This is a genomic window from Streptomyces marincola (genome assembly GCF_020410765.1).
Classification (GTDB): domain Bacteria; phylum Actinomycetota; class Actinomycetes; order Streptomycetales; family Streptomycetaceae; genus Streptomyces; species Streptomyces marincola.
In genome coordinates this window covers 4,471,514-4,491,747 of record NZ_CP084541.1, presented here as the reverse complement: position 1 = coordinate 4,491,747, position 20,234 = coordinate 4,471,514, and the positions used below count along the sequence as shown (strand labels likewise).

Sequence of the window (20,234 nt, the reverse complement as noted above, 5' to 3'; positions counted from 1 at the left end):
ATGAAGTTCGAGTACGCTCCCGCTCCCGAGTCCCGCGCCACGGCTCCCGTCGCGTCGTCCTACGGCCTGTTCATCGACGGTGAGTTCCGCCCGTCGGCCGCGGGGAAGGCGTTCAAGACGATCTCGCCCGCCACCGAGGAGGTGCTCTCCGAGGTCGCGCACGCCGGCGCGGACGACGTGGACGCCGCTGTCGCCGCCGCGCGCCGGGCGTTCCCCCGCTGGTCCGGCCTGCCGGGCGCAGAACGCGCGAAGTACCTGTTCCGGATCGCCCGGCTGGTCCAGGAGCGCGCCAGGGAACTGGCCGTTCTCGAATCGCTGGACAACGGCAAGCCCATCCGGGAGTCGCGCGACGTGGACATCCCGCTCGTGGCCGCCCACTTCTTCTACTACGCGGGCTGGGCCGACAAGCTGCCGCACGCCGGCTTCGGCCGGGACCCGCGTCCGCTCGGGGTCGCCGGGCAGGTCATCCCGTGGAACTTCCCGCTGCTGATGCTCGCGTGGAAGATCGCGCCCGCGCTGGCCACAGGGAACACCGTGGTCCTCAAGCCCGCGGAGACCACCCCGCTCACCGCGCTCCGCTTCGCGGAGATCTGCCGTCAGGCCGCGCTGCCGCCCGGCGTGGTGAACATCGTCACGGGCGACGGCACCACGGGCGCCGCGCTGGTGGAGCACCCGGGCGTCGACAAGGTCGCGTTCACCGGGTCGACCGCCGTCGGCCGCGGGATCGCCCGCGCCGTGGCGGGCACGCGCAAGAAGCTGACCCTCGAACTCGGCGGCAAGGCCGCCAACATCGTCTTCGACGACGCGCCCGTCGACCAGGCCGTCGAGGGCATCGTCAACGGCATCTTCTTCAACCAGGGCCACGTGTGCTGCGCGGGCTCGCGACTCCTCGTCCAGGAGTCGGTGGCGGAGGAACTGCTCGCCGCGCTGAAACGGCGCATGGCGACCCTGCGGGTCGGCGACCCGCTGGACAAGAACACCGACATCGGGGCCATCAACTCGGCGGCCCAGCTGGCCCGCATCCGCGACCTCGCCGACGCGGGCACCGCGGAGGGGGCGCGGCGCTGGTCCCCGCCGTGCGACCTGCCCACCGAGGGCTACTGGTTCCCCCCGACCCTGTTCACGGAGGTCGGGCAGTCCCACCGCATCGCCCGCGAGGAGATCTTCGGCCCCGTGCTCTCCGTGCTGACCTTCCGCACGCCGGAGGAAGCGGTGGCCAAGGCCAACAACACGCCCTACGGCCTGTCGGCCGGCATCTGGACGGAGAAGGGGTCGCGCATGCTGTGGCTCGCCGGGCAGCTGCGGGCGGGCGTCGTGTGGTCCAACACGTTCAACAAGTTCGATCCGACCTCGCCGTTCGGCGGCTACCAGGAGTCGGGCTACGGCCGCGAGGGCGGACGGCACGGTCTGGGGGCGTACCTCGATGTCTGAGCGCGGGGACGCGGCGGCCGGTCGCCACGGAACACCGGAGGCGGAAGGCACGCACGGAGCGCCGGAGAGCGAAGGCACGCACGGGATACCTGAGTCCGAGGGAACCCGCGTGACGCCGGAGACCGAAGGTACTCACGGGGCACCGGAGGCCGAAGGGACGCCGGGGAGCGACGGGCCCGGGGAGGCCGGCAGGGCCGGCGGCACGGAGGTGACCGGCGCTCCCGGAGGCAGCGGAGGCATCGGCCGCACGGCCGCGGAGAACCGGGACGAACCCATGGGTACCGGAAACGCCGGAACCCCCGCACCCGAGAGGACGGACTCGCCTGCGATGCCGGAGCACACCACGCCACTCGCGGTCTACAAGACCTACAAGCTGTTCATCGGGGGCGCCTTCCCGCGTTCCGAAAGCGGACGGGTGTACGAGGTGACGGACCCGGAAGGCACCTGGCTGGCCAACGCGCCGCTCTCCTCCCGCAAGGACGCCAGGGACGCGGTGACCGCTGCGCGCAAGGCGTTCCCCCGGTGGTCGGGGGCCACGGCCTACAACCGCGGACAGATCCTGTACCGGGTGGCCGAGCTGGCGCAGGGCCGCGCGGCCCAGTTCGCCGCCGAGGTCGCGGCGGCCGAAGGGCTCTCCGGCGCACGGGCCGGGGCCGTGGTGGAGGCCGCGATCGACCGCCTGGTGTGGTACGCGGGATGGACGGACAAGATCGCACAGATCGCCGGCTCCGCGAACCCGGTGGCCGGCCCCTACTTCAACCTCTCCACCCCGGAGCCGACCGGTGTCGTGGCCGTCCTCGCGCCGCAGGACTCCTCGCTGCTCGGCCTCGTCTCCGTCCTCGCCCCCGTGATCGCCGGCGGCAACACGGCGGTGCTCGTGGCGGCGGAACGCGCCCCCCTGCCCGCCCTCTCCCTGGCCGAGGTGCTCGCCACCTCGGACGTGCCGGCCGGTGTGGTCAACGTGCTCTCCGGCCGCACCGCGGAACTCGGCCCCCCGCTCGCCGCCCACCAGGACGTCAACGCCATCGACCTGACCGGCGCCGGCGGCTCACCGCTTGCGGCCGAGCTTGAGGCGTCGGCCGCGGAGAACCTCAAGCGCGTGCGGCGGCCCGCCGCCGACGGCGAGGACTGGTCGGCCGATCCGGGCACCTCGCGCCTGCTGACGTTCCTCGAAACGAAGACGGTCTGGCACCCCACGGGCGTCTGATCCCGCGCCCGCCATCCCGTTTCCGCGACGCGGACGCCCGTGCCGTTCGCGCGCCGGGCGGCGCCCCGGCCGGAAACGGGGCGCGCGGAAGCACGGCCCGGCCGAACCCCCCGGCCGGGCCGTGCTCCTCTCCCCCGTCCCCCGCGTTCCCCCCGCTGCCCCCGTTCCCCGCCCCCGTCCCCTTCCCCCGCCGCGCGAGCGGCCCGGGGAAGCGGAAGATGTCAGGCCACCAGCTCGCCGAAGGACTCCTCCTGGTCCTGGCCGAGGCTGAGCGCCCGGTCCTCGCGCAGACGCCGCAGCGTGCGCCAGATGCTGCTCTTGACCGTGCCGACGCTTATGTTCAGCGTGTCCGCGATCTCCGGGTCGGTGCGCCCCTCGTAGTAGCGGAGCACCAGCATGGTCCGCTGCTGCTGCGGCAGCCGCGCCAGCGCCTGCCACAGCACGGTGCGCAGCTCGGTGCCGCGCATCGTGTCGTGCTCACCGGGCGCCTCGGGCAGCTCCTCCGTCGGGTACTCGTTGAGCTTGCGCCGACGCCAGGCGCTGATGTGCAGGTTCGTCATGGTGCGCCGCATGTACCCGCCGACCGCCGCCTTGTCGCTGATCCGGTCCCAGGCCCGGTACGTCGAGAGCAGCGCGCTCTGCAACAGGTCCTCCGCCTCGTGCCGGTCGCCGGTGAGGTGGTAGGCGGTGGCGTACAGGGAGGCGCGGCGCTCTCGCACGTAGGCGGTGAACTCCGCCTCCGTGGCCCCCTCGCGCCGCACGCTCCCGTTCCGCCCCCCGGTCGCGCCCACCGCGGTCAGGTGTGGGCGCTGGTGCCCGACACCGCGCCGGCCCCCCAGCCGGCTCGCGGTACCGGACTTCTCCCCGCACCGGACGGGAACCATCGCGGTGCTTGTGCGCGTCCCGTTCACCACCGTGCCGGTGACGCCGTGCACTGCGCTCATCTCCCGCTCCCCCTGTTCGAGCCGTCCGTGTTCGTTGGGCAATACACTGCCGGGCCAGTTTCATCGGCCGATCCTCCGACTGTCACAGCGGTGTCACAGGGGCGGGAGCCCTCCCATCCGCCTGACGGGAACGCTTCAACGGAGGGAGAGTCGAACTCCTCCGGGCCGATAGGCCACAATGAGCCGCGTGGCTTTCCTGTTGCTGATCGAGGACGACGAGGCCGTCCGCACGGCCCTGGAGATGAGTCTGACTCGCCAGGGCCACCGTGTCGTGACGGCCGCGACGGGTGAGGACGGCCTGAAGCTTCTGCGCGAACAACGGCCGGACCTCATCGTTCTGGACGTCATGCTGCCCGGTATCGACGGTTTCGAGGTGTGCCGGCGCATCCGCCGCACCGATCAGCTGCCGATCATCCTGCTCACCGCGCGCAGCGACGACATCGACGTCGTCGTCGGCCTCGAATCGGGCGCGGACGACTACGTGGTGAAGCCCGTCCAGGGCCGCGTCCTCGACGCACGCATCCGCGCGGTCATGCGCCGCGGCGAACGGGAGGCCAACGACTCCGCGACGTTCGGTTCCATCGTCATCGACCGGGCCGCGATGACGGTGACCAAGAACGGCGCGGACCTCCAGCTCACCCCGACCGAACTGCGCCTGCTGCTCGAACTGAGCCGCAGACCGGGACAGGCCCTCTCCCGGCAGCAGTTGCTCCGGCTCGTGTGGGAGCACGACTACCTCGGCGACTCGCGCCTGGTCGACGCGTGCGTTCAGCGCCTGCGGGCGAAGGTCGAGGACGTGCCCTCGTCCCCCAAGCTCATCCGGACCGTGCGCGGCGTCGGCTACCGGCTGGACGCGCCTTCGTGACTGATGCCAGGGAGGGCCGGGTGCGCGGCTGGCTGCGCGCGCTGCTGCGCCTGACCAGTCTGCGGCTGCGCCTGGTGACGGTGTTCGCGCTGGTCGCGCTGGTCGCGGCCGTCTCGGTCTCCGGCATCGCCTACTGGCTGAACCGGGACGCGGTCCTCACCCGCGCGCAGAACACCGCGCTGCGCGACTTCCGGAAGACGCTGGCCGACCAGGCGACCACGCTCGCCGAACGCCCGATGTGCGACGACCTGCACGGCATGGCCGCGGGGGTGGCGGAGAACGCGCTCGACTACCAGGTGGTGCTCGTCGACGAGATCGCGGACGGGCGGATATGCCAGGCCGAGTCGGACCCCGCGCGGTTCCGCCTGGACATGGTGCCCGCCCAGTTGATCGAGGCGGTGCACGAACGGCGCGAGGGCTCGGCCGAGTACCACTTGTACTGGCAACGCGTCTCCCTCGGCGGCGAGCCCTTCCTCGTCGGCGGCACCCGCGTGATCGGCGGCGGGCCCACCGGCTACATGCTGGCCTCGCTCGCGCCCGAGGAGGACGACCTCACGTCCCTCTCCTGGTCGCTCGGCATCGCCACCGGGCTCGCCGTCCTCGGCTCGATCCTGCTCGCGCAGGCCGCCGCCACCATGGTGCTCCGCCCGGTCCAGCGCCTGAGCGACGCCGCGCAGCGCCTGGGCGAGGGCAAGCTCGACACCCGGCTCGAAGTACGCGGTGCCGACGAACTGGCCGAGCTGACCAGGACGTTCAACAGCAGTGCCGCCTCGCTGGAACAGCGCATGCAGGACCTCAGCGCCCGCGAGTCCGCCAGCCGCCAGTTCGTGGCCGACATGTCGCACGAACTGCGCACGCCGATGACCGCCATCACCGCGATGACGGAGGTCCTGGAGGACGAGGTCGACAACCTCGACCCGATGATCGCACCGGCCGTCCAGCTCGTCGTCAGCGAGACCCGGCGGCTGAACGACCTGGTGGAGAACCTGATGGAGGTCACCAGGTTCGACGCGGGCACCGCCCGCATGGTGCTCGACGACGTCGACATCGCCGACCAGGTCACCGCGTGCATCGACGCCCGCGCCTGGCTCGACGCCGTGCACCTCGACGCGCCCCGCGGCATCATCGCCCGGCTCGACCCCAGACGGCTCGACGTGATCCTCGCCAACCTCATCGGGAACGCGCTCAAGCACGGCGGCTCGCCGGTGCGCGTCACCGTGCGCGAGGAGGAGACGCCCGCCGAGGGTCAACAGGTGCTGATCGAGGTCGCGGACGAGGGGCCCGGCATCCCCGAGGCGGTACTCCCGCACGTGTTCGACCGTTTCTACAAGGCCAGCGCGTCCCGCCCGCGCTCCGACGGCAGCGGCCTCGGCCTGTCCATCGCCCTGGAGAACGCGCACCTGCACGGCGGCGACATCGCCGTGCGCAACGCGCCGGACGGCGGCGCGGTGTTCACGCTGCGGCTGCCCCGCGAGGCGAAGCTGCCGGAACGGGAGGCGGCCGTCGCGGAGCGGAACGGCGGCGGTTCCCAAGCACCGGAAGGAGAAGCGCGGTGACCTGGCTCTTCCGCGCGACGTGCGCGCTGCTGCTCACCGCGGCGAGCGTCGGCTGCGGCATCAGGGCGACGGATGTGCCGGTGGACGCCGGTCCCGCGCCGAGCCGGGCCACCTGCGACACGGAGAGCGGCGGCGGGGAGGACGACACGTTGGACGTGTACCTGCTGTGCGGCTCGCACGTGGAGTCCGTGGCGCGGCCGGGCGACCTGCCGGCGGGCGAGGACGACCGGGTCGCGGTGGCCGGCGCCCTGCTCGACGAACTCCAGGCCGACCCGGCCGACACCGAACTCGCCGCCGGTTTCACGAGCGAGGTGCCCGCGGACCTTGAGGTCGCGGGGCCGCGGGACGACGACCCCGATCCGGCGCTGCGACTGAGCCGGGGTCCTGCCGACCTGACCTCGGCCGCCCTGGTCCAGATCATCTGCACGTTCGCCGGCGACGACCGGATCGCGGGGACGGGGCGGACCGTGATGCTCGGCGGCCCCGCGAACGCGGCGGAGAGCGAACCCCGCATCTACAGCTGCACCAACGCCATGCGCACGGCCCCCGACGCGGCCCGTTCCACCATGCTGCCCCGGTGACGGACGGCTGCCGACCGGTGGGCGCGGGGTAGACGCACGTCACACTCGCCGCAGGAACCGGCCAGTAGCCTTCGGCGTCCTGTTCCCCGTGCAGCAACAACAAGCGGGCTCCCCGGGCCCCGGCGCCGGTCCGCGCCTGCGGACCGCGGCTCTCGTTCTCCTGGCCGCGCACCTGCTGTGCGTCGCCTGGCTCTCCCTGCGCCCGCTCGAAGTGCTGTGGGTGGCCCCGGCCAACGTCGAGCCGTTCGCCACCATCAGCGCCGGCGTGGACGGCGGGTTCCGGGAGGCCCTGCGCACCATCGGCGGCGGAATGCTGCCTCTCGCTCCGCTCGGCGTGCTGCTGCCACTGCTCGGGCGCAACCTCGGGGGCGCCAGGTTCACGTCCCTGACCCGCACGACGTTCGCCGGCGGGATGATCTCCCTGGCTCTCGAATACGGCCAGTCGCTCGTTCCCAGCCGCGTGGCGGACGTGGACGCGGTGATCCTCAACTCCTTCGGCATCGTCGTCGTCCACCAACTGGCCTACGGCTGCCTGCGCGACCTCGTGCTGGGGCGCACGCGCCCCTCACTCCGGCGCCCGGCGGCGCGACGCCTCGCGGCGCGGCCTCCGGCCGCCACCGAACGGCACCTGCGCCGCACGCACAGGTCGTCGTCGGTGCGGCCCCGGGTGTGGACGGCGCCGGGCGGGACGGAACGCGACCGCACGGCCCTGCCGACGCACGGCTGACGCGGTCCGCCACCGGGGCACGGCGCGTTCTTCCGCACGGCGCACACCGCCCGCCCGAGCGCGTTCCGGCACGGCGAAGGGGCCGCTCCTCCGGGAGGAACGGCCCCTCGCGGCCGGGCGCGGCGCGCCGCGGCCCGTGCTCACATGGCGAGCTTCACACCGTCGAGCACCTGGCCCGTCGGCAGGCCGAGCTGCTCGGTGGGGTCGACGGGCATCCCGCCGAGCAGGTCGAGCGCGGGCTCGGTCAGCTCGCTCACGCTGGAGGCGTCCCGCGTGTGCGACAGCGTGTCGGTCAGCGCGGGCAGGGTGTCGGACTTGCCCGACAGCAGGTCCTTGCCGGTACCGACCACGTCCCCGGTGTCCCGGGGCAGCGACCCCGCCGCCTCGTCGAGCGCCGGCAGGGTCGTGGCCACCTTGCCCGCCGTCTTGCCGACCGTGTCGGTGACCGCCGCGGCGGAGGCGGCACCCGCTCCGGCGGCGGTGAGGGCGGCGCCGAGCGCGACGACTCCGAGACTCTTCATCGTTGCCTGCTTCATGTGTCACTACGTCCTTGCGTGGGGTTTGAGCGGCGTGCCGAAGGTAACCGGTGAATAGTGCCGTCGCAATGAATCGAAATGCGCGCCGTTACCCGTGACCTACTGCGCCGCCCGATCGTGCCGCCCGCCGCGCCACACCGACACGGCCGACGAATCCCCAGGTCAACGCGCTGGTCAACCGCGTTGCTTGAACAGCCATTCGGAGCGTAGCGCGGCGTACCCCGGCTTGATCACCTCATTGATCATCGCCAGACGTTCATCGAAAGGAATGAACGCGGATTTCATCGCATTGACCGTGAACCACTGGAGGTCGGCCAGCGTGTAGTGGAACGTGCGCACCAGATGGGTGAATTCGGCGCTCATGCTGGTACCGCTCATCAGGCGGTTGTCCGTGTTGACCGTGGCCCTGAAGTGCAGGCGGCGCAGCAGCCCGATGGGGTGCTCGGCGTAGGAGGCGGCGGCGCCCGTCTGGAGATTGGACGTCGGGCACAGTTCGAGCGGGACGCGCTTGTCGCGCACGTACGCCGCCAGGCGCCCGAGGGTGACCGAGCCGTCCTCGCCCACCTCGATGTCGTCGATGATGCGCACGCCGTGCCCGAGCCGGTCGGCACCGCACCACTGGAGCGCCTGCCAGATCGACGGCAGCCCGAACGCCTCGCCCGCGTGGATGGTGAAGTGGTTGTTCTCCCGCTTCAGGAACTCGAACGCGTCCAGGTGCCGGGTGGGCGGGAACCCGGCCTCGGCTCCGGCGATGTCGAAGCCCACGACGCCCAGGTCGCGGTAGCGGTTGGCCAGTTCCGCGATCTCCAGGGCGCGGGCGGCGTGCCGCATCGCCGTGAGCAGCGCGCCGACGCGGATGCGCCGACCGTCGGCGGCGGCGCGCCGTTCGCCCTCGCGGAAGCCCTCGTTGACGGCCTCGACGACGTCCTCAAGGCTCAGCCCGCCGGCCAGGTGCTGCTCGGGCGCGTAGCGGATCTCGGCGTAGACGACGCCGTCCGCGGCCAGGTCGGCCACGCATTCCGCGGCCACGCGCGTGAGCGCGGCGGCGGACTGCATCACGCCGACGGTGTGGGTGAACGTCTCCAGGTAGCGTTCCAGCGAGCCCGAGTCCGCCGCCGCCCTGAACCACGCCCCGAGGCGTTCCGGGTCGGTCTCCGGCAGCCGGTCGTAGCCCTGTTCGCGGGCGAGTTCGGCGACGGTCGCGGGCCGCAGCCCGCCGTCGAGGTGATCGTGGAGCAGTACCTTGGGCGCGCGTTTGATCTGTTCCGGGCTCGGTGGTGTCTGCGTCGTCGAGGTCACGTGGGCACTGTAATGCCTACGCGCGTAGAACGCGCGGGCTCCGGCGCCTCCGGGCGCCCGGCCGCCCCGCGGAGGCCGCCGACCCGCGCGGGGTCACGGCTCGTCCTGGCCCGGCGGCGGTCCGGCGAGGCGCCCGCGGCGGCCGAGCAGGAAACGCTTGAAGTCCCCGACCGGACGCGTGTCCGGCCGGCCCGCCATCCACGCGACTCCGATCTCCCGGACGGCACGCGGCGCGGTGACGGACAGTTCCCTGACGCCCGGCCTGGCGACGGTCGGCGGCGGCAGCAGCGCGACCCCGAGGCCGGCGGCGACCAGGCCGCGCAGCGTCTCGGGCTCCTCGCCCTCGAACGCGACCCGCGGCCTGAACCCGGCCTGCTCGCACAGCGCGTCGGTGAGCCGGCGGAGTCCGTAGCCGGGTTCGAGGGTGACGAACGCCTCGTCCGCCGCCTCCGCGAGCCGCACCCGGCGGCGGCCGGCGAGCCGGTGGTCGGCCGGCACGACGAGCAGCAGCCGCTGCTCGTCGAGCCGCCGGGTGACCAGGTCGGGCGCGTCGGGCACCGGCGAGGTCAGGCACAGGTCGAGTTCGCCGGCCCGCATGCGCTCGATCATGTCCTCGCCGTAGCTCTGGACGAGCGCGAACCTGACCCGCGGGTGGTCCTCGCGGAACTCGCGGATCAGCGCGGGCACCGTTTCCGGGCCCATGGTGTGCAGGAAGCCGAACGCGACCTTGCCGGCGGCCGGGTCGGCGTCCGTGCGGACCGCCTCGACGGCGCGCTCGATCTCGGCCAGGGCCCGTTCGACCGACGCGGCGAACGCGCGGCCCGCGGGCGTGAGGGCGACCGTACGGCCGCGGCGGGCGAGCAGCGCGACGCCGAGGTCGGTCTCCAGCCTGGCCATGGCGCGGCTGAGCGTGGGCTGCGGAACGGACAGGTCCCTCGCTGCCTGCGTGATGTGCTCCTGGCGGGCCACCCCCGCGAACTGGGCCAGCCGGGGGGCGAGGAGCGCGGCCCAGGACTCCGGCGCGAGGTCGGCGACCGGCGGGGCGGCCATGGGACCGCCGGACGCAGCAGACGTGGCGGACGTTACGGAGAAGTCGATTTCGTTGCGCGGAGATGACATGCCGCTCCCTCACCTGGTCTTATGCGTTCGAATTATATGAATGCCCATGCTCATGCATTGGACGCATAAGATTGCGGGCCGTACGTTTGCAGCATGCCCACCGAAGCAACAGGGGCTCCCACCACCCTGGGGGCCTCCAACTCGCCTTTTCCGGACAACGACCAAGGCAAGTCTTCGCAACTGCGCATGAACCTGGCGCTGTTCGCCATCGGCCTCGCCACCTTCGCGATGCTGTTCTCCACGCAGGCCCTGCTCCCCGACATCGCGACGGCCTACGGCGTCACGCCCGACCGGGCGAGCTGGACGGTCTCCGCGACCACGATCGGCCTCGCCCTCGCGGTGCTGCCGTTGAGCACGCTCTCCGAACGCTTCGGTCGGCGGCGGACGATGACGGTCTCGGTCGCCGTCGCCGTGGCCCTGGCGATGGTCATCCCGTTCGCGCCCGACCTGTCCACGCTGACGGCCCTGCGTGCCGCGCAGGGCATGGCCATCGCGGGCATACCGGCCTCCGCGGTCGCCTACCTATCCGAGGAACTGCCGCCGCGCGCCACCGTGGGCGCCGTCGGGCTGTTCATCGCGGGGAACAGCGTGGGCGGCATGTCCGGCCGCGTGCTGACCGGCTGGGTCGCGGAGGGCTTCGGCTGGCGAGCCGCGCTGGGCGCGGTCGCCGTGCTCGGCCTGCTGGCGGCCGTCGCCTTCCGGGTGCTGCTGCCGCGCTCGCGCAACTTCACCCCCGCGTCCCTGCGCCCGCGCCTCGTGCTGCGCTCGGTGCGCGACCACCTGGCCAGGCCGCTGCTGCTGCGGCTCTACGCGATCGGGCTGCTGCTGATGACCGCGTTCAGCGCCGTCTACACCGTGGTCGGCTTCCGGCTGGTCGAGGAGCCGTTCGGCCTGTCGGCGGGGCTCGCCGGCTCCGTCTTCGTGATCTACCTGGTGGGTACGGGCACCTCGTCGGTGACCGGTCCCGCGCTGGAACGGATGGGGCGGCGCGGTTCGCTGTACGTCGCGATCGGCACGGTGACCGCCGGTCTGCTGCTGAGCCTGGCCGACCAGCTGGCCGCCGTACTTGCGGGTCTTGTGCTGATCACGGCCGGCTTCTTCTTCGGGCACGCCGTGGCCTCCGGCTCGGTGAGCCGGACCGCGACGCACGGGAAGGCGCAGGCTTCCGCGCTGTACCAGATCGCGTACTACCTGGGGGCGAGCCTGGGCGGAACCCTCGGCGCCATGATCTACCACCGCGCGGCCTGGCCAGGACTGGTCGCCTTCGCCCTGGTCGCGCTGTCGGCGACGGCCGCCATCACGCTGTACGCGACGCGCCGGGCGGTGAACGAACGCCGGGCACTTGCCACGGCCGCCTGAGGGACGCGTCCTCCCTGAGGACGAGATGGCCGTCACTCTCCGTAATGAGAATGGCGACGGAAAGTCCTCCTCGGGTCCCATGCGACGCGGTCGGCGCGGGTGCACGCTGAAGGAGTGACCAAACCATCACTCTCCGTGTTCATCGGCGCCTTCCACGGAACGGCCGGCGCCCCGCCCCCGCGTACTCATCCGCCCGGCGCCGACCGCCGGCCGCCCCTCTTCTCAGTCCTGAAGGAACGGTGGCGTCACCTCGCCGATCGCCTGGTCCAGGATCTCAAGTCCGCGGTCGATCTCCTGCACCGTGCTGGTGAGGGGCGGCGCGATGCGGAAGATCCCGGCGGCGCCGGGCAGCTGGACGATGTTCATGTGCAGGCCGAGTTCGAGGCAGCGCCGGGTGACGAGGGCGCCCATCTCGTCGGACCCCTGCTTGCCGACGCGGTTCACGACCAGCTCGATCCCCTGGAGGAGTCCGCGCCCCCTGACATCGCCGACGGCCTGGTGCCGCTCCCGCAGATCGAGCAGGCCCGCGCGCAGACGCGCCCCGAGGTCCGTGGCGCGCCGGTCCATCCCGTCCTCGGCCAGGACATCGAGCACCGTGTTCCCGACGGCGGCCACCAGGGGGTCGGAGACGTGCGTGGTGAGGAAGAGGAAGCCGCGGTCGTGGGCCTCCTCCTCGATCGCCGCGGAGGTGACGACGGCGGCCAGCGGCAGGCCGGCCCCGAGCGTCTTGGACAGGGTCAGGAGGTCGGGGACGACACCGTCCCGTTCGAACGCGTACCAGGTGCCCGTGCGGCACAGCCCGGTCTGCGCCTCGTCGAGGATCAGCAGCATGCCGCGCTGCGCGCACTTCTCCTTGAGCGCCGCGAGGTAGCCGGGGGGAAGCTCGATGACGCCGCCGCTGCTGAGGACGGGTTCGACGATGCACGCGGCCAGGCTGCCAGTCGACTGGGCGTCGATGAGTCCGAAGGCGTGGTCGAGCTGCCGTCGCCAGTCGAGGCCGCCGTCCGGCGTGGTGAAGTCGGGCCGGTAGGCGTCGGGGGCGGGCAGGGCGAAATTGCCCGGCGCGGCCGGTCCGTACCCCTTGCGGCCCGCGCTGTAGGTGGCCCCGGCGGCGGCCTGCGTCATGCCGTGCCAGGAGCGGGTGAAGGACACGACCTCGTGCTTCCCGGTCACGAGTTTCGCCAGGCGGATGGCCGCCTCGTTCGCCTCGGCGCCCGTCGTGAGCAGCATGGTCTTCTCCAGCGGCGCGGGGAGCGACGCGGCGATGCGGCGGCACAGGTCGACGACGGGCGGGCTGAGCATGCCGCTGAACAGGTGGTCGAGCGTCGCGGCCTGATGCCGGACGGTCGCCACGATCCGCGGGTGCGAGTGGCCGAGGATGGCGCTCATCTGGCCGGAGGTGAAGTCGAGTATGCGGCGGCCGTCGGCGGTGTGGACGTAGCTGCCGGAGGCGCCGGTGATGACGTGGGGGGTGAACGGAGTGCCGTAGCGCATGACGTGCCGGTCGACGTCGGCCCAGAAGGTCGCGTCGGCGGCGCTGGGCGAGGCGTCCTCGGGGACGGATTCCGCTGCGGTTTCGGTCATGTCCGGACGGTAACGAGTCGGCATCGCACGGGTCCATCGCGCATTTCCGCTCAGGCTGTTCGGCCGGGCCGGACGATTAGGCTCGGTGCCGTGCCCCTCAACCCGTGGCGGCTCCAGCTGCTCGACGCGTTCGGCCGGCTCGGCACGGTCAGGGCCGTGGCCGCCGAGCTGAGCATGAGCCCGTCCAGCGTGTCCCAGCAGCTGGCGGCCCTGGAGGCCGAGACCCGTACCCACCTGCTCGAACGCACGGGCAGGCGGCTCGTGCTGACCCCGGCGGGCCTGCTGCTGGCCGAGCGGGCCCGGGACCTCCTGGAGCAGATGGACGCCATCGAGGGGGAGCTCGACGAGCTGCGCACGCGGCCGGTCGGACGCCTGCGGGTGGCCTGCTTCGCCAGCGGTGTGGTGCCGCTCCTGGTCCGGTCCGCCACGGCGCTCGCCGCCGCGCATCCGCGGCTTGAGCTTGAGCTGCTTGAGCTCGAACCGCACGAGAGCGTCGCCGCCCTGCTGGCCGGCGCGTGCGACATCGCGGTCACCGTCGACACCGGGGACGAGCCGCCCGCTGCCGGCGTCCGCACCGTGCGGCTGGCGAGCGACCCGCTGGTGCTCGTCCTGGCGCCCGGGCACCCGCTGGCCCACGCGCCGGGTCTCACGTTCGCGGACCTGGCCGGGGAGCGGTGGGCGCTTGACCGCCCGGGCACCTATCTGGGCGAGTTGGTGCCGCGGCTCTGCCGGCGGGCGGGGTTCGAGCCGCTGGTGGCCGGCCGGTTCCCCAGTTACGGCGTCCTGCTCGGCCATGTCGCCGCCGGGCTCTCGATCGCCGTCCTGCCGGGGCTCGCCGTCGGCCGGGACCCGGATGTCGTCGCCCGCCGCCTGGCTCCGCTCGGCGAGCGCCGCATCGTGGCCGCGGTGCGGCGGGTGACGGGCCGGCAGGCGGCCAACCGCGCGGTGCTCGACGCGCTGCGGTCCGCCGCGTCAGGGCGGGCCGACCCGTGGTTGGCCCCGCCCTGACGCCCGGACACGGCGGCGGGCGCCGGGTCCCGCCGGGGCGCGGGCGCCGACCGGGCCCGTGCGGTGGCTCCCCCGCACGGACGGGACCGGCCGATGGCGGACAGCCCATGGCGGACAGCTCGTCGGTCGGTCGGCCCGCGCGGCGGACAGTCCGTCGGCCGGTCGGCGCGGCGGGCCCGGCGAAGAACCGCCGCGCCTCCGCCCCGTCAGCCCACGACCACGCTCGTCACGCACACGGCCGCGAAACCCGTGATGCCGACCAGGCTCTTCATCACGGTCCACGACTTCAGCGTGTCGGCGACCGACATGCCGAAGTAGCGGTTCGCCATCCAGAAACCGGAGTCGTTGACATGGGAGAACGCCGCTCCGCCGCACGCGATGGCGATCGTGGTCAGGGCCACCGCCGCGGGGCCCGCCCCGAGCCCCTCGGCCAGCGGCGCGCTGAACGTGGCGCCCGTGATCATCGCGATCATGCCGGAGCCCTGGCAGATCCGCATGACCGACGAGGTGAGGAAGCCGAACACCACCAGGGGGATGCTGGCGTCCTCCATGGCCTCGGCCAGCACTTCGCCGAGTCCGGAGTCGACGAGGACGCCGCCGAACGCCCCACCCGCGCCGGTGATCAGGATGATCTGCCCGGCGGGACCCAGGGCGCTCGACGCCATCTCGCGCAGTTCCTCGCGGCTGGCGCCCCGGCGCACGCCGAAGAACCACAGGGTGTACAGGCAGGTCAGCAGGAGGGCGATGACCGGATGGCCGACGAAGGTGAGGGTGGTGGCCGGGACCGAACCATCGGCCAGGGCCTTCTCGCCGACCGTGCCGAGGACGATGAGGGTCAGCGGCAGCAGCAGCGCGCCGAGGACCGAGAGGAAGCCGGGCAGGGCCGGCGCGGCCTCCTCCGCTCCCTCCTCCGGGCCATCGCCGGTCCCGGCCGGTCCGCCCGTGCCACGGCCGCCGCGCCTTGCGGCGGCGGCGATCTCGGCGTGCAGTTGGGCCGGGACGGGCACGTGGATCCGCTTGGCGATGAACCGGGCGAACAGCGGCCCGGCCACGGCCACCGCGGGTATGCCGCAGAGCACACCGAAGACGACGACGAGGCCGAGGTCGGCGTCCATGATCCCGGCGGCGGCGAGCGGCCCGGGCGAGGGCGGCATGAAGGTGTAGGCGGTGCTCAGGCCGGCGCACAGCGGGATGCCGTAGTAGAGGAGGGACTTGCCGGTGCGCTGCACGATGCCGTAGAGCATCGGCACCAGGATGACGATCGCGACGTCGATGTAGACCGAGATGCCCACGAGGAACCCGGCGACGCCCAGGCCCCAGACGATGTTGCGTTCGGAGAACTTGTCGACCAGCGTCGTCGCGATGCGTTCCGCCGCTCCCGCCCGTTGCAGGATCGTCCCGAACACGGCACCGAGGCTGATGACGAGCGCCAGCTGGCCCAGGGAGCCGCCCATCTCCTCGACGACCAGGTCGACGAGCTCGATCGGGTTAGTCCCCACCATCAGGCCGAACACGAGGGTGGTGACCAGCAGCGCCAGGAACTCCTGCACCTTGTATCTGATCACGAGCAGCAGGAGGAACGCGATCGCCGCCACCGCGGCGATCAGCGTCCAGGTCGAACTGTCCATTTCATCTCCATTGATGACGATAGAGGGCTCAGCGGGGGCCCGGGACGCTGCCGCGGATCGTCTCCGCGCGCAGGAACGCGAAGTCGCAGCCCTCCTCCGCCTGGGTGACCTGCTCGACGAAGAGCCGGCCGTAGCCGCGGCCGGGGGCCGGACGCGAGCGGGGCGGCGTGCGGTCGGCCCGGGCGGCCAGCTCCTCATCCGCAACTTCGAGCTCCAGGACCCGCTCGCTGACGCTGAGCCGGATGACGTCACCGGTCCTGACGTGGGCCAAGGTTCCGCCGGCGGCCGCCTCGGGCGACACGTGCAGCACGATCGTTCCCGCGGCGGTGCCCGACATCCGGCCGTCGGAGATGCGGACCATGTCGCGGACGCCCTGCCGGGCGAGCTTCCTCGGAATCGGGATGTAGCCGGCCTCCGGCATGCCGGGGGCGCCGATCGGGCCGATGTTCCGCAGGACCAGCACGTCGTCGGCGCTGACGTCGAGGTCCTCGTCGTCGATGCGCGCGGCGAGGTCGGCGGCGTCCTCGAACACCACGGCCCGGCCCCGGTGTTCGAGCAGGTCCGCGGTGGCCGCGGCCTGTTTGATGATGGCGCCGCCCGGTGCGAGGTTGCCGCGCAGCACGGCGATGCCGCCCGCCGGGTAGACCGGCCGCTCACGCGTCCTGATGACGTCCTGGGGGAAGGGTTCCGGCGCGTCGTCCAGCTCCTCGCCGAGGGTGCGGCCGGTGACGGTGAGCGCGTCGAGATCGAGCACGTCGCGCAGCTCCCGCAGCAGCCGGGGCACGCCGCCCGCGCGGTGCAGGTCCTCCATGTAGTGCTCGCCCGCCGGCTTGAGGTTCACGAGCACCGGCGTCTGACGGCTCATGGCGTCGAAACGGTCCAGGTCGAGCGCGTAGCCGAGCCGTCCGGCGATGGCGGCGAGGTGGACGAGCCCGTTGGTCGAGCCGCCGACGGCGAGCAGCACCCGCAGGGCGTTCTCCAGCGCCCCCGCGGTGAGGATCTTGTCGATCGTCAGGCCGGTGCGCGCCATCTCGACCGCGCGGCGGCCGGTGAGTTCCGCGATCCGCATGCGGTCGGCGGTGGGCGCGGGGGACGTCGCGCTGCCGGGCAGCGCGATGCCCGCGGCCTCGGCGACGCACGCCATGGTGCTGGCCGTCCCGGCCACCGAGCAGGTGCCCACGCTGCCCACCAGGCGGCCGTTCACCTCTGAGATCTCCGCCTCGTCGATCTCACCCGCCCGGAAGCGCCCCCAGAACGCCCGGCAGTCGGTGCAGGCGCCCACGGTGCGGCCCCGGTGCGACCCGGTGAGCATCGACCCGGTGACCAGCTGGATCGCCGGCTTGCCCGCCGAGGCGGCGCCCATCAGCTGCGCGGGCACCGTTTTGTCGCACCCGCCGATGAGGACCACCGCGTCCACCGGCAGCGCGCGGATCATCTCCTCGGTGTCCATGGACATGAGGTTCCGCAGGAACATGCTGGTCGGGTGGGAGAAGCTCTCGTGCAGGGAGATCGTGGGGAACTCGACGGGCAGCGCGCCCGCGAGCATCACGCCGCGCTTGACCGCTTCGATCAGCTGCGGGACGTTGCCGTGGCAGGGGTTGAACCCGCTGCCCGTGTTGACGATGCCCACCACCAGGCGGTCCAGCGCGTCGTCGGTGTACCCGGCGCCCTTGATGAAGGCCGTGCGCAGGAACAGGGCGAACTCCTCGTCCCCGTAGCTGACCAGACCGCTCCGCATCCCCACCGGGGGTGTCCCGCCACCCGTCGTCATCACCTGGCTCCAATTATTGATAATCTGATCGATATAAAGCCCGGGCATGTAACCACGGGGTCGGCGGGTCCGACAAGAGGTCTGGAAGAATGCGCTCCGGGCATCGGCAGCGGAGGAGGACCAGACGCGTGGCAGCAAGGCCCGATTCCGACCGCAGGCCGGAGGCCGGGGCCCACGTCGCCGACCGGCTGGAGGACGAGATCGTGCTCGGCCTCCGCTTCCCCCGCGAGCGGCTGGTCGAGGACGACCTGATGGAGCGCTTCACCGCCAAGCGGCATGTCGTGCGCAGCGCCCTGAAGGACCTGGAGAACCGGGGCCTGGTCGAGCGGAAGCCGAATGTCGGGGCGTTCGTGCGGGCGTTCACGGCCAAGGAGGTGCGCGACATCTACGCGGTGCGGGAACTGCTCGAAGTGCACTGCGCCCGCCACATAGCGCTGCCCGTACCGCCGGAGCGCCTTGAGGAGCTGACCGGCCATCAGCGGCGGCACGACGCGGCGATCGAGGCGGGGGACCTGCGCGGCGTGGTGCGGGCCAACACCGACTTCCACCGGGCCCTGTTCGCGCTCTCGAACAATGACGCCCTGGTCGCGGCGATCGTCCGGCACGCGCAGATGACGCACGCCATCCGCTCCGTCACGGCCACGTCGCCCGAGTTCCTCGCGCGGTCGCGCGAAGAGCACTGGACGATGATCCGCGCCTTGGAGGAGGGGCACTCCGACCTGCTCGCCGAGACCTGCCGCGCGCACCTGCTGCCCTCCCGGGACGCGTACCTCAGGCGCGTTCCCGAGCCCCCGGCCTGACGGCCGGCCCGCGCGCCACCGCGCCGCACGGGAGCGGTCGGGGTCGCGGCGCTGTTCCGGCCGGAGTTCCTGCTTGAGGTCGAGGCCCTCGCGGTGGTGCCCGCGCGCGGACGGATGTCGGCGTGCCCGGCGCGGGTGGCGGATGCGGGGACCGGCGCGCGGCGGCTCAGATACCGAGGATGAGCTTCGCGGTGGAGAAGTAGATGACCAGGCCGGTGGCGTCGACCAGGGTGGTGACCATCGGGGCCGACACCACGGCCGGGTCGATGCGCAGCTTCTTGGCCAGCAGCGGCATCGTGCCGCCGACGGTCGAGGCCCACGCGCAGATGACGACCAGGGTCAGGGCCACGACGCTCGCGACGTCCCAGCCGACGAACAGCGCGCCCACGAACAGGCCGACCACCGCGAGCATGCACCCGAGCAGCAGCCCGGTACGGCACTCACGCCAGATCACACGCAGCAGGTCCGACGTCCTGACCTCGCCCACCGCGAGCGCGCGCACGGCGGCCGTCGCCGCCTGGGCTCCCGAGTTGCCCCCGGTCCCGATCAGCAGGGGCACGAACAGCGCCAACTCGGTGACCTCGTTCAGCTCCGTCTCGAAGAGTTGCGTCACAGAAACGGTCAAGGTCGCGGCGACCATCAGCAGCATCAGCCACAGCACGCGCACCCGGGACAGCCGGAAGACGCTGACCGACATGTAGTGCCGCTCCAGCGGCTCGGCGCCGGACTGCCGCGCGACGTCCTCGGTGTCCGCGGCCTCGATGACCTCGAACGCGTCGTCGCTGGTCAGCAGGCCGACGAGCCGGCTCTCACTGTCGACGACGGGCAGGTCGAGCACGTTGGTCTCGCGCATGAGCCGCGCCGCGTCCTCCGCCCGGTCGGTGGCCCTGGCCATCGGCGGTGCCGTGACCACCAGATCGGACACCATCGCCCGCGGCTCGCTGAGCACCAGCTCCCGGAGCTCGACCACGCCCGTGAGCCTGCGCCCGGTGTCCACCACGGGAAGCGTGTAGATGGTCTCCGCCTGCGCGCCCCTGCGGCGCACGACGTCGAGAGCCTGACCGACCGTCAGGTCCTGCTGGAGCGCGACCGTTTCCGGCGTCATGTACTGGCCGACCGAGCCCTCCGGGTAGCCGAGCAGCGCGGCCGTCATCTGCCGCTCGTGCGCGCTCAGCCCGGCCAGGACGCGCTGGGCGACCGTGGCCGGCGCCTCCTTGAGCATGCGGGCCCGGTCGTCCGGGTCCATGCGCTCGACGAGTTCCCTGAACGGCTGGTCCCGCAGCCCTTCCAGGATCTGCTGCTGGTCGGCCGGATCGAGCTCCTCGAACACCTCGATGGCCCGGTCCTTGTCGAGCAGCCGGAAGGTGACGACGGACTCGACGGCGTCCATCCGGGCGATCTCGTCGGCGATCGCGTAGGGCGGCTGCGTCTCCAGCCACTCCAGGACCCCGGCGAGGTTCTGCTCCTCAAGCAGGGCGGGCAGATGAGTCATGACGGAGAAACCCCCAGGGGGCGAAGGGCGGCTACGGGCATCCGGTGTGCGCGCACACGCCTGCCGCCCCGGGGCTCGGGGCTACCCGGGCGGGGAGGCGCGGCGCGGGGGATGACTGGGAGGTTCACTGCGCATCGCAGCATCACCTCCCGCCGTGCCGGGCCGTCAGAACCGTCTCTCAGGGTACAAGCCATCGGTCACGATGATGTCAAGGATTCCGGCATATCGGACAGCGGACCGCGGCCGGATCGCGCGGCGCGTTCCCCCGCACCGGCGCCGTGCGGCGCCCGGCGGCCGGCCCCGCCGTCCGGGCTGCCGCCGGTGCCC

General features: G+C 72.6%; 17 protein-coding genes. 9 read left to right on the top strand and 8 right to left on the bottom strand.

Annotation, left to right across the window (positions count from 1 at the left end; genetic code table 11):
- On the top strand, positions 1–1,431 hold the full coding sequence (locus tag LC193_RS19790; RefSeq protein WP_226078763.1) for an aldehyde dehydrogenase family protein: 1,431 nt from the start codon (positions 1–3) through the stop codon (positions 1,429–1,431).
- A 328-nt stretch (positions 1,432–1,759) separates the two neighbouring features.
- Complete coding sequence (locus LC193_RS19785; RefSeq protein ID WP_226076029.1) at positions 1,760–2,638, top strand: aldehyde dehydrogenase family protein; 879 nt, start codon at positions 1,760–1,762, stop codon at positions 2,636–2,638.
- 221 nt (positions 2,639–2,859) lie between these two features.
- Here the strand turns inward: LC193_RS19785 and LC193_RS19780 are convergent, their stop codons facing one another.
- Positions 2,860–3,582, bottom strand: coding sequence for a SigE family RNA polymerase sigma factor (locus tag LC193_RS19780; RefSeq protein WP_226076028.1), 723 nt, complete (start codon positions 3,580–3,582; stop codon positions 2,860–2,862).
- Positions 3,583–3,769: 187 nt separating this feature from the next.
- Between LC193_RS19780 and LC193_RS19775 the strand changes: the two genes are divergently transcribed.
- From LC193_RS19775 to LC193_RS19760, 4 genes are all read left to right on the top strand, one after another.
- The gene (locus LC193_RS19775; protein WP_226076026.1) at positions 3,770–4,447 is read left to right on the top strand and encodes a response regulator transcription factor; all 678 of its coding nucleotides are present in this window, start codon (positions 3,770–3,772) and stop codon (positions 4,445–4,447) included.
- Entirely contained in the window at positions 4,444–6,003 is a 1,560-nt protein-coding gene (locus LC193_RS19770; RefSeq protein ID WP_226076024.1) for a sensor histidine kinase, read from the top strand. Before LC193_RS19775 ends, LC193_RS19770 begins: the two co-directional genes overlap by 4 nt.
- Entirely contained in the window at positions 6,000–6,584 is a 585-nt protein-coding gene (locus tag LC193_RS19765) for a hypothetical protein (RefSeq protein WP_226076021.1), read from the top strand. The genes LC193_RS19770 and LC193_RS19765 overlap by 4 nt, the downstream gene beginning before the upstream one ends.
- Before the next feature lie 88 nt (positions 6,585–6,672).
- Positions 6,673–7,311: a VanZ family protein gene (locus LC193_RS19760; RefSeq protein WP_226076020.1), complete on the top strand. Its 639-nt coding sequence runs from the start codon at positions 6,673–6,675 to the stop codon at positions 7,309–7,311.
- A gap of 140 nt (positions 7,312–7,451) precedes the next feature.
- On the opposite strand, the gene LC193_RS19755 is transcribed toward LC193_RS19760, so the two are convergent.
- From LC193_RS19755 to LC193_RS19745, 3 genes are all read right to left on the bottom strand, one after another.
- A complete protein-coding gene (locus LC193_RS19755) occupies positions 7,452–7,832 on the bottom strand; it encodes an ATP-binding protein (RefSeq protein ID WP_226076019.1) in 381 nt (126 codons plus the stop codon).
- A 189-nt stretch (positions 7,833–8,021) separates the two neighbouring features.
- The gene (locus LC193_RS19750; RefSeq protein ID WP_226076018.1) at positions 8,022–9,146 is read right to left on the bottom strand and encodes an adenosine deaminase; all 1,125 of its coding nucleotides are present in this window, start codon (positions 9,144–9,146) and stop codon (positions 8,022–8,024) included.
- Between the two features lie 93 nt (positions 9,147–9,239).
- Positions 9,240–10,265 carry a LysR family transcriptional regulator gene (locus tag LC193_RS19745; RefSeq protein ID WP_404819445.1) on the bottom strand — a complete coding sequence of 342 codons (1,026 nt, stop codon included), beginning with the start codon at positions 10,263–10,265 and terminating at the stop codon, positions 9,240–9,242.
- Positions 10,266–10,358: 93 nt separating this feature from the next.
- Between LC193_RS19745 and LC193_RS19740 the strand changes: the two genes are divergently transcribed.
- Positions 10,359–11,624 (top strand): MFS transporter, encoded by a 1,266-nt coding sequence (locus tag LC193_RS19740; protein ID WP_226076017.1) that lies wholly within the window; start codon positions 10,359–10,361, stop codon positions 11,622–11,624.
- 222 nt (positions 11,625–11,846) lie between these two features.
- Here the strand turns inward: LC193_RS19740 and LC193_RS19735 are convergent, their stop codons facing one another.
- The gene (locus LC193_RS19735) at positions 11,847–13,208 is read right to left on the bottom strand and encodes an aspartate aminotransferase family protein (protein WP_404819444.1); all 1,362 of its coding nucleotides are present in this window, start codon (positions 13,206–13,208) and stop codon (positions 11,847–11,849) included.
- A 90-nt stretch (positions 13,209–13,298) separates the two neighbouring features.
- Between LC193_RS19735 and LC193_RS19730 the strand changes: the two genes are divergently transcribed.
- A complete protein-coding gene (locus LC193_RS19730; protein ID WP_226076016.1) occupies positions 13,299–14,216 on the top strand; it encodes a LysR family transcriptional regulator in 918 nt (305 codons plus the stop codon).
- 206 nt (positions 14,217–14,422) lie between these two features.
- On the opposite strand, the gene LC193_RS19725 is transcribed toward LC193_RS19730, so the two are convergent.
- Positions 14,423–15,844, bottom strand: a complete 1,422-nt coding sequence (locus LC193_RS19725; protein WP_226076013.1) for a GntP family permease — start codon at positions 15,842–15,844, stop codon at positions 14,423–14,425.
- Positions 15,845–15,872: 28 nt separating this feature from the next.
- Entirely contained in the window at positions 15,873–17,615 is a 1,743-nt protein-coding gene (locus LC193_RS19720) for an IlvD/Edd family dehydratase (RefSeq protein WP_226076011.1), read from the bottom strand.
- A 128-nt stretch (positions 17,616–17,743) separates the two neighbouring features.
- Between LC193_RS19720 and LC193_RS19715 the strand changes: the two genes are divergently transcribed.
- Positions 17,744–18,415: a GntR family transcriptional regulator gene (locus tag LC193_RS19715; RefSeq protein ID WP_226076008.1), complete on the top strand. Its 672-nt coding sequence runs from the start codon at positions 17,744–17,746 to the stop codon at positions 18,413–18,415.
- Between the two features lie 166 nt (positions 18,416–18,581).
- On the opposite strand, the gene mgtE is transcribed toward LC193_RS19715, so the two are convergent.
- A complete protein-coding gene (mgtE, locus tag LC193_RS19710; RefSeq protein ID WP_226076006.1) occupies positions 18,582–19,907 on the bottom strand; it encodes a magnesium transporter in 1,326 nt (441 codons plus the stop codon).
- Between the last annotated feature and the right edge of the window lie 327 nt (positions 19,908–20,234).

Excerpts from the sequence above, each read along its gene's own strand:
- LC193_RS19745 (WP_404819445.1), bottom strand. The coding sequence starts at position 10,265 with ATGTCATCTCCGCGCAACGAAATCGACTTCTCCGTAACGTCCGCCACG.
- LC193_RS19755 (WP_226076019.1), bottom strand. The coding sequence starts at position 7,832 with ATGAAGAGTCTCGGAGTCGTCGCGCTCGGCGCCGCCCTCACCGCCGCC.
- LC193_RS19785 (WP_226076029.1), top strand. The coding sequence starts at position 1,760 with ATGCCGGAGCACACCACGCCACTCGCGGTCTACAAGACCTACAAGCTG.
- LC193_RS19740 (WP_226076017.1), top strand. The coding sequence starts at position 10,359 with ATGCCCACCGAAGCAACAGGGGCTCCCACCACCCTGGGGGCCTCCAAC.
- LC193_RS19780 (WP_226076028.1), bottom strand. The coding sequence starts at position 3,582 with ATGAGCGCAGTGCACGGCGTCACCGGCACGGTGGTGAACGGGACGCGC.
- LC193_RS19735 (WP_404819444.1), bottom strand. The coding sequence starts at position 13,208 with ATGACCGAAACCGCAGCGGAATCCGTCCCCGAGGACGCCTCGCCCAGC.
- mgtE (WP_226076006.1), bottom strand. The coding sequence starts at position 19,907 with ATGACTCATCTGCCCGCCCTGCTTGAGGAGCAGAACCTCGCCGGGGTC.
- LC193_RS19725 (WP_226076013.1), bottom strand. The coding sequence starts at position 15,844 with ATGGACAGTTCGACCTGGACGCTGATCGCCGCGGTGGCGGCGATCGCG.
- LC193_RS19790 (WP_226078763.1), top strand. The coding sequence starts at position 1 with ATGAAGTTCGAGTACGCTCCCGCTCCCGAGTCCCGCGCCACGGCTCCC.
- LC193_RS19720 (WP_226076011.1), bottom strand. The coding sequence starts at position 17,615 with ATGACGACGGGTGGCGGGACACCCCCGGTGGGGATGCGGAGCGGTCTG.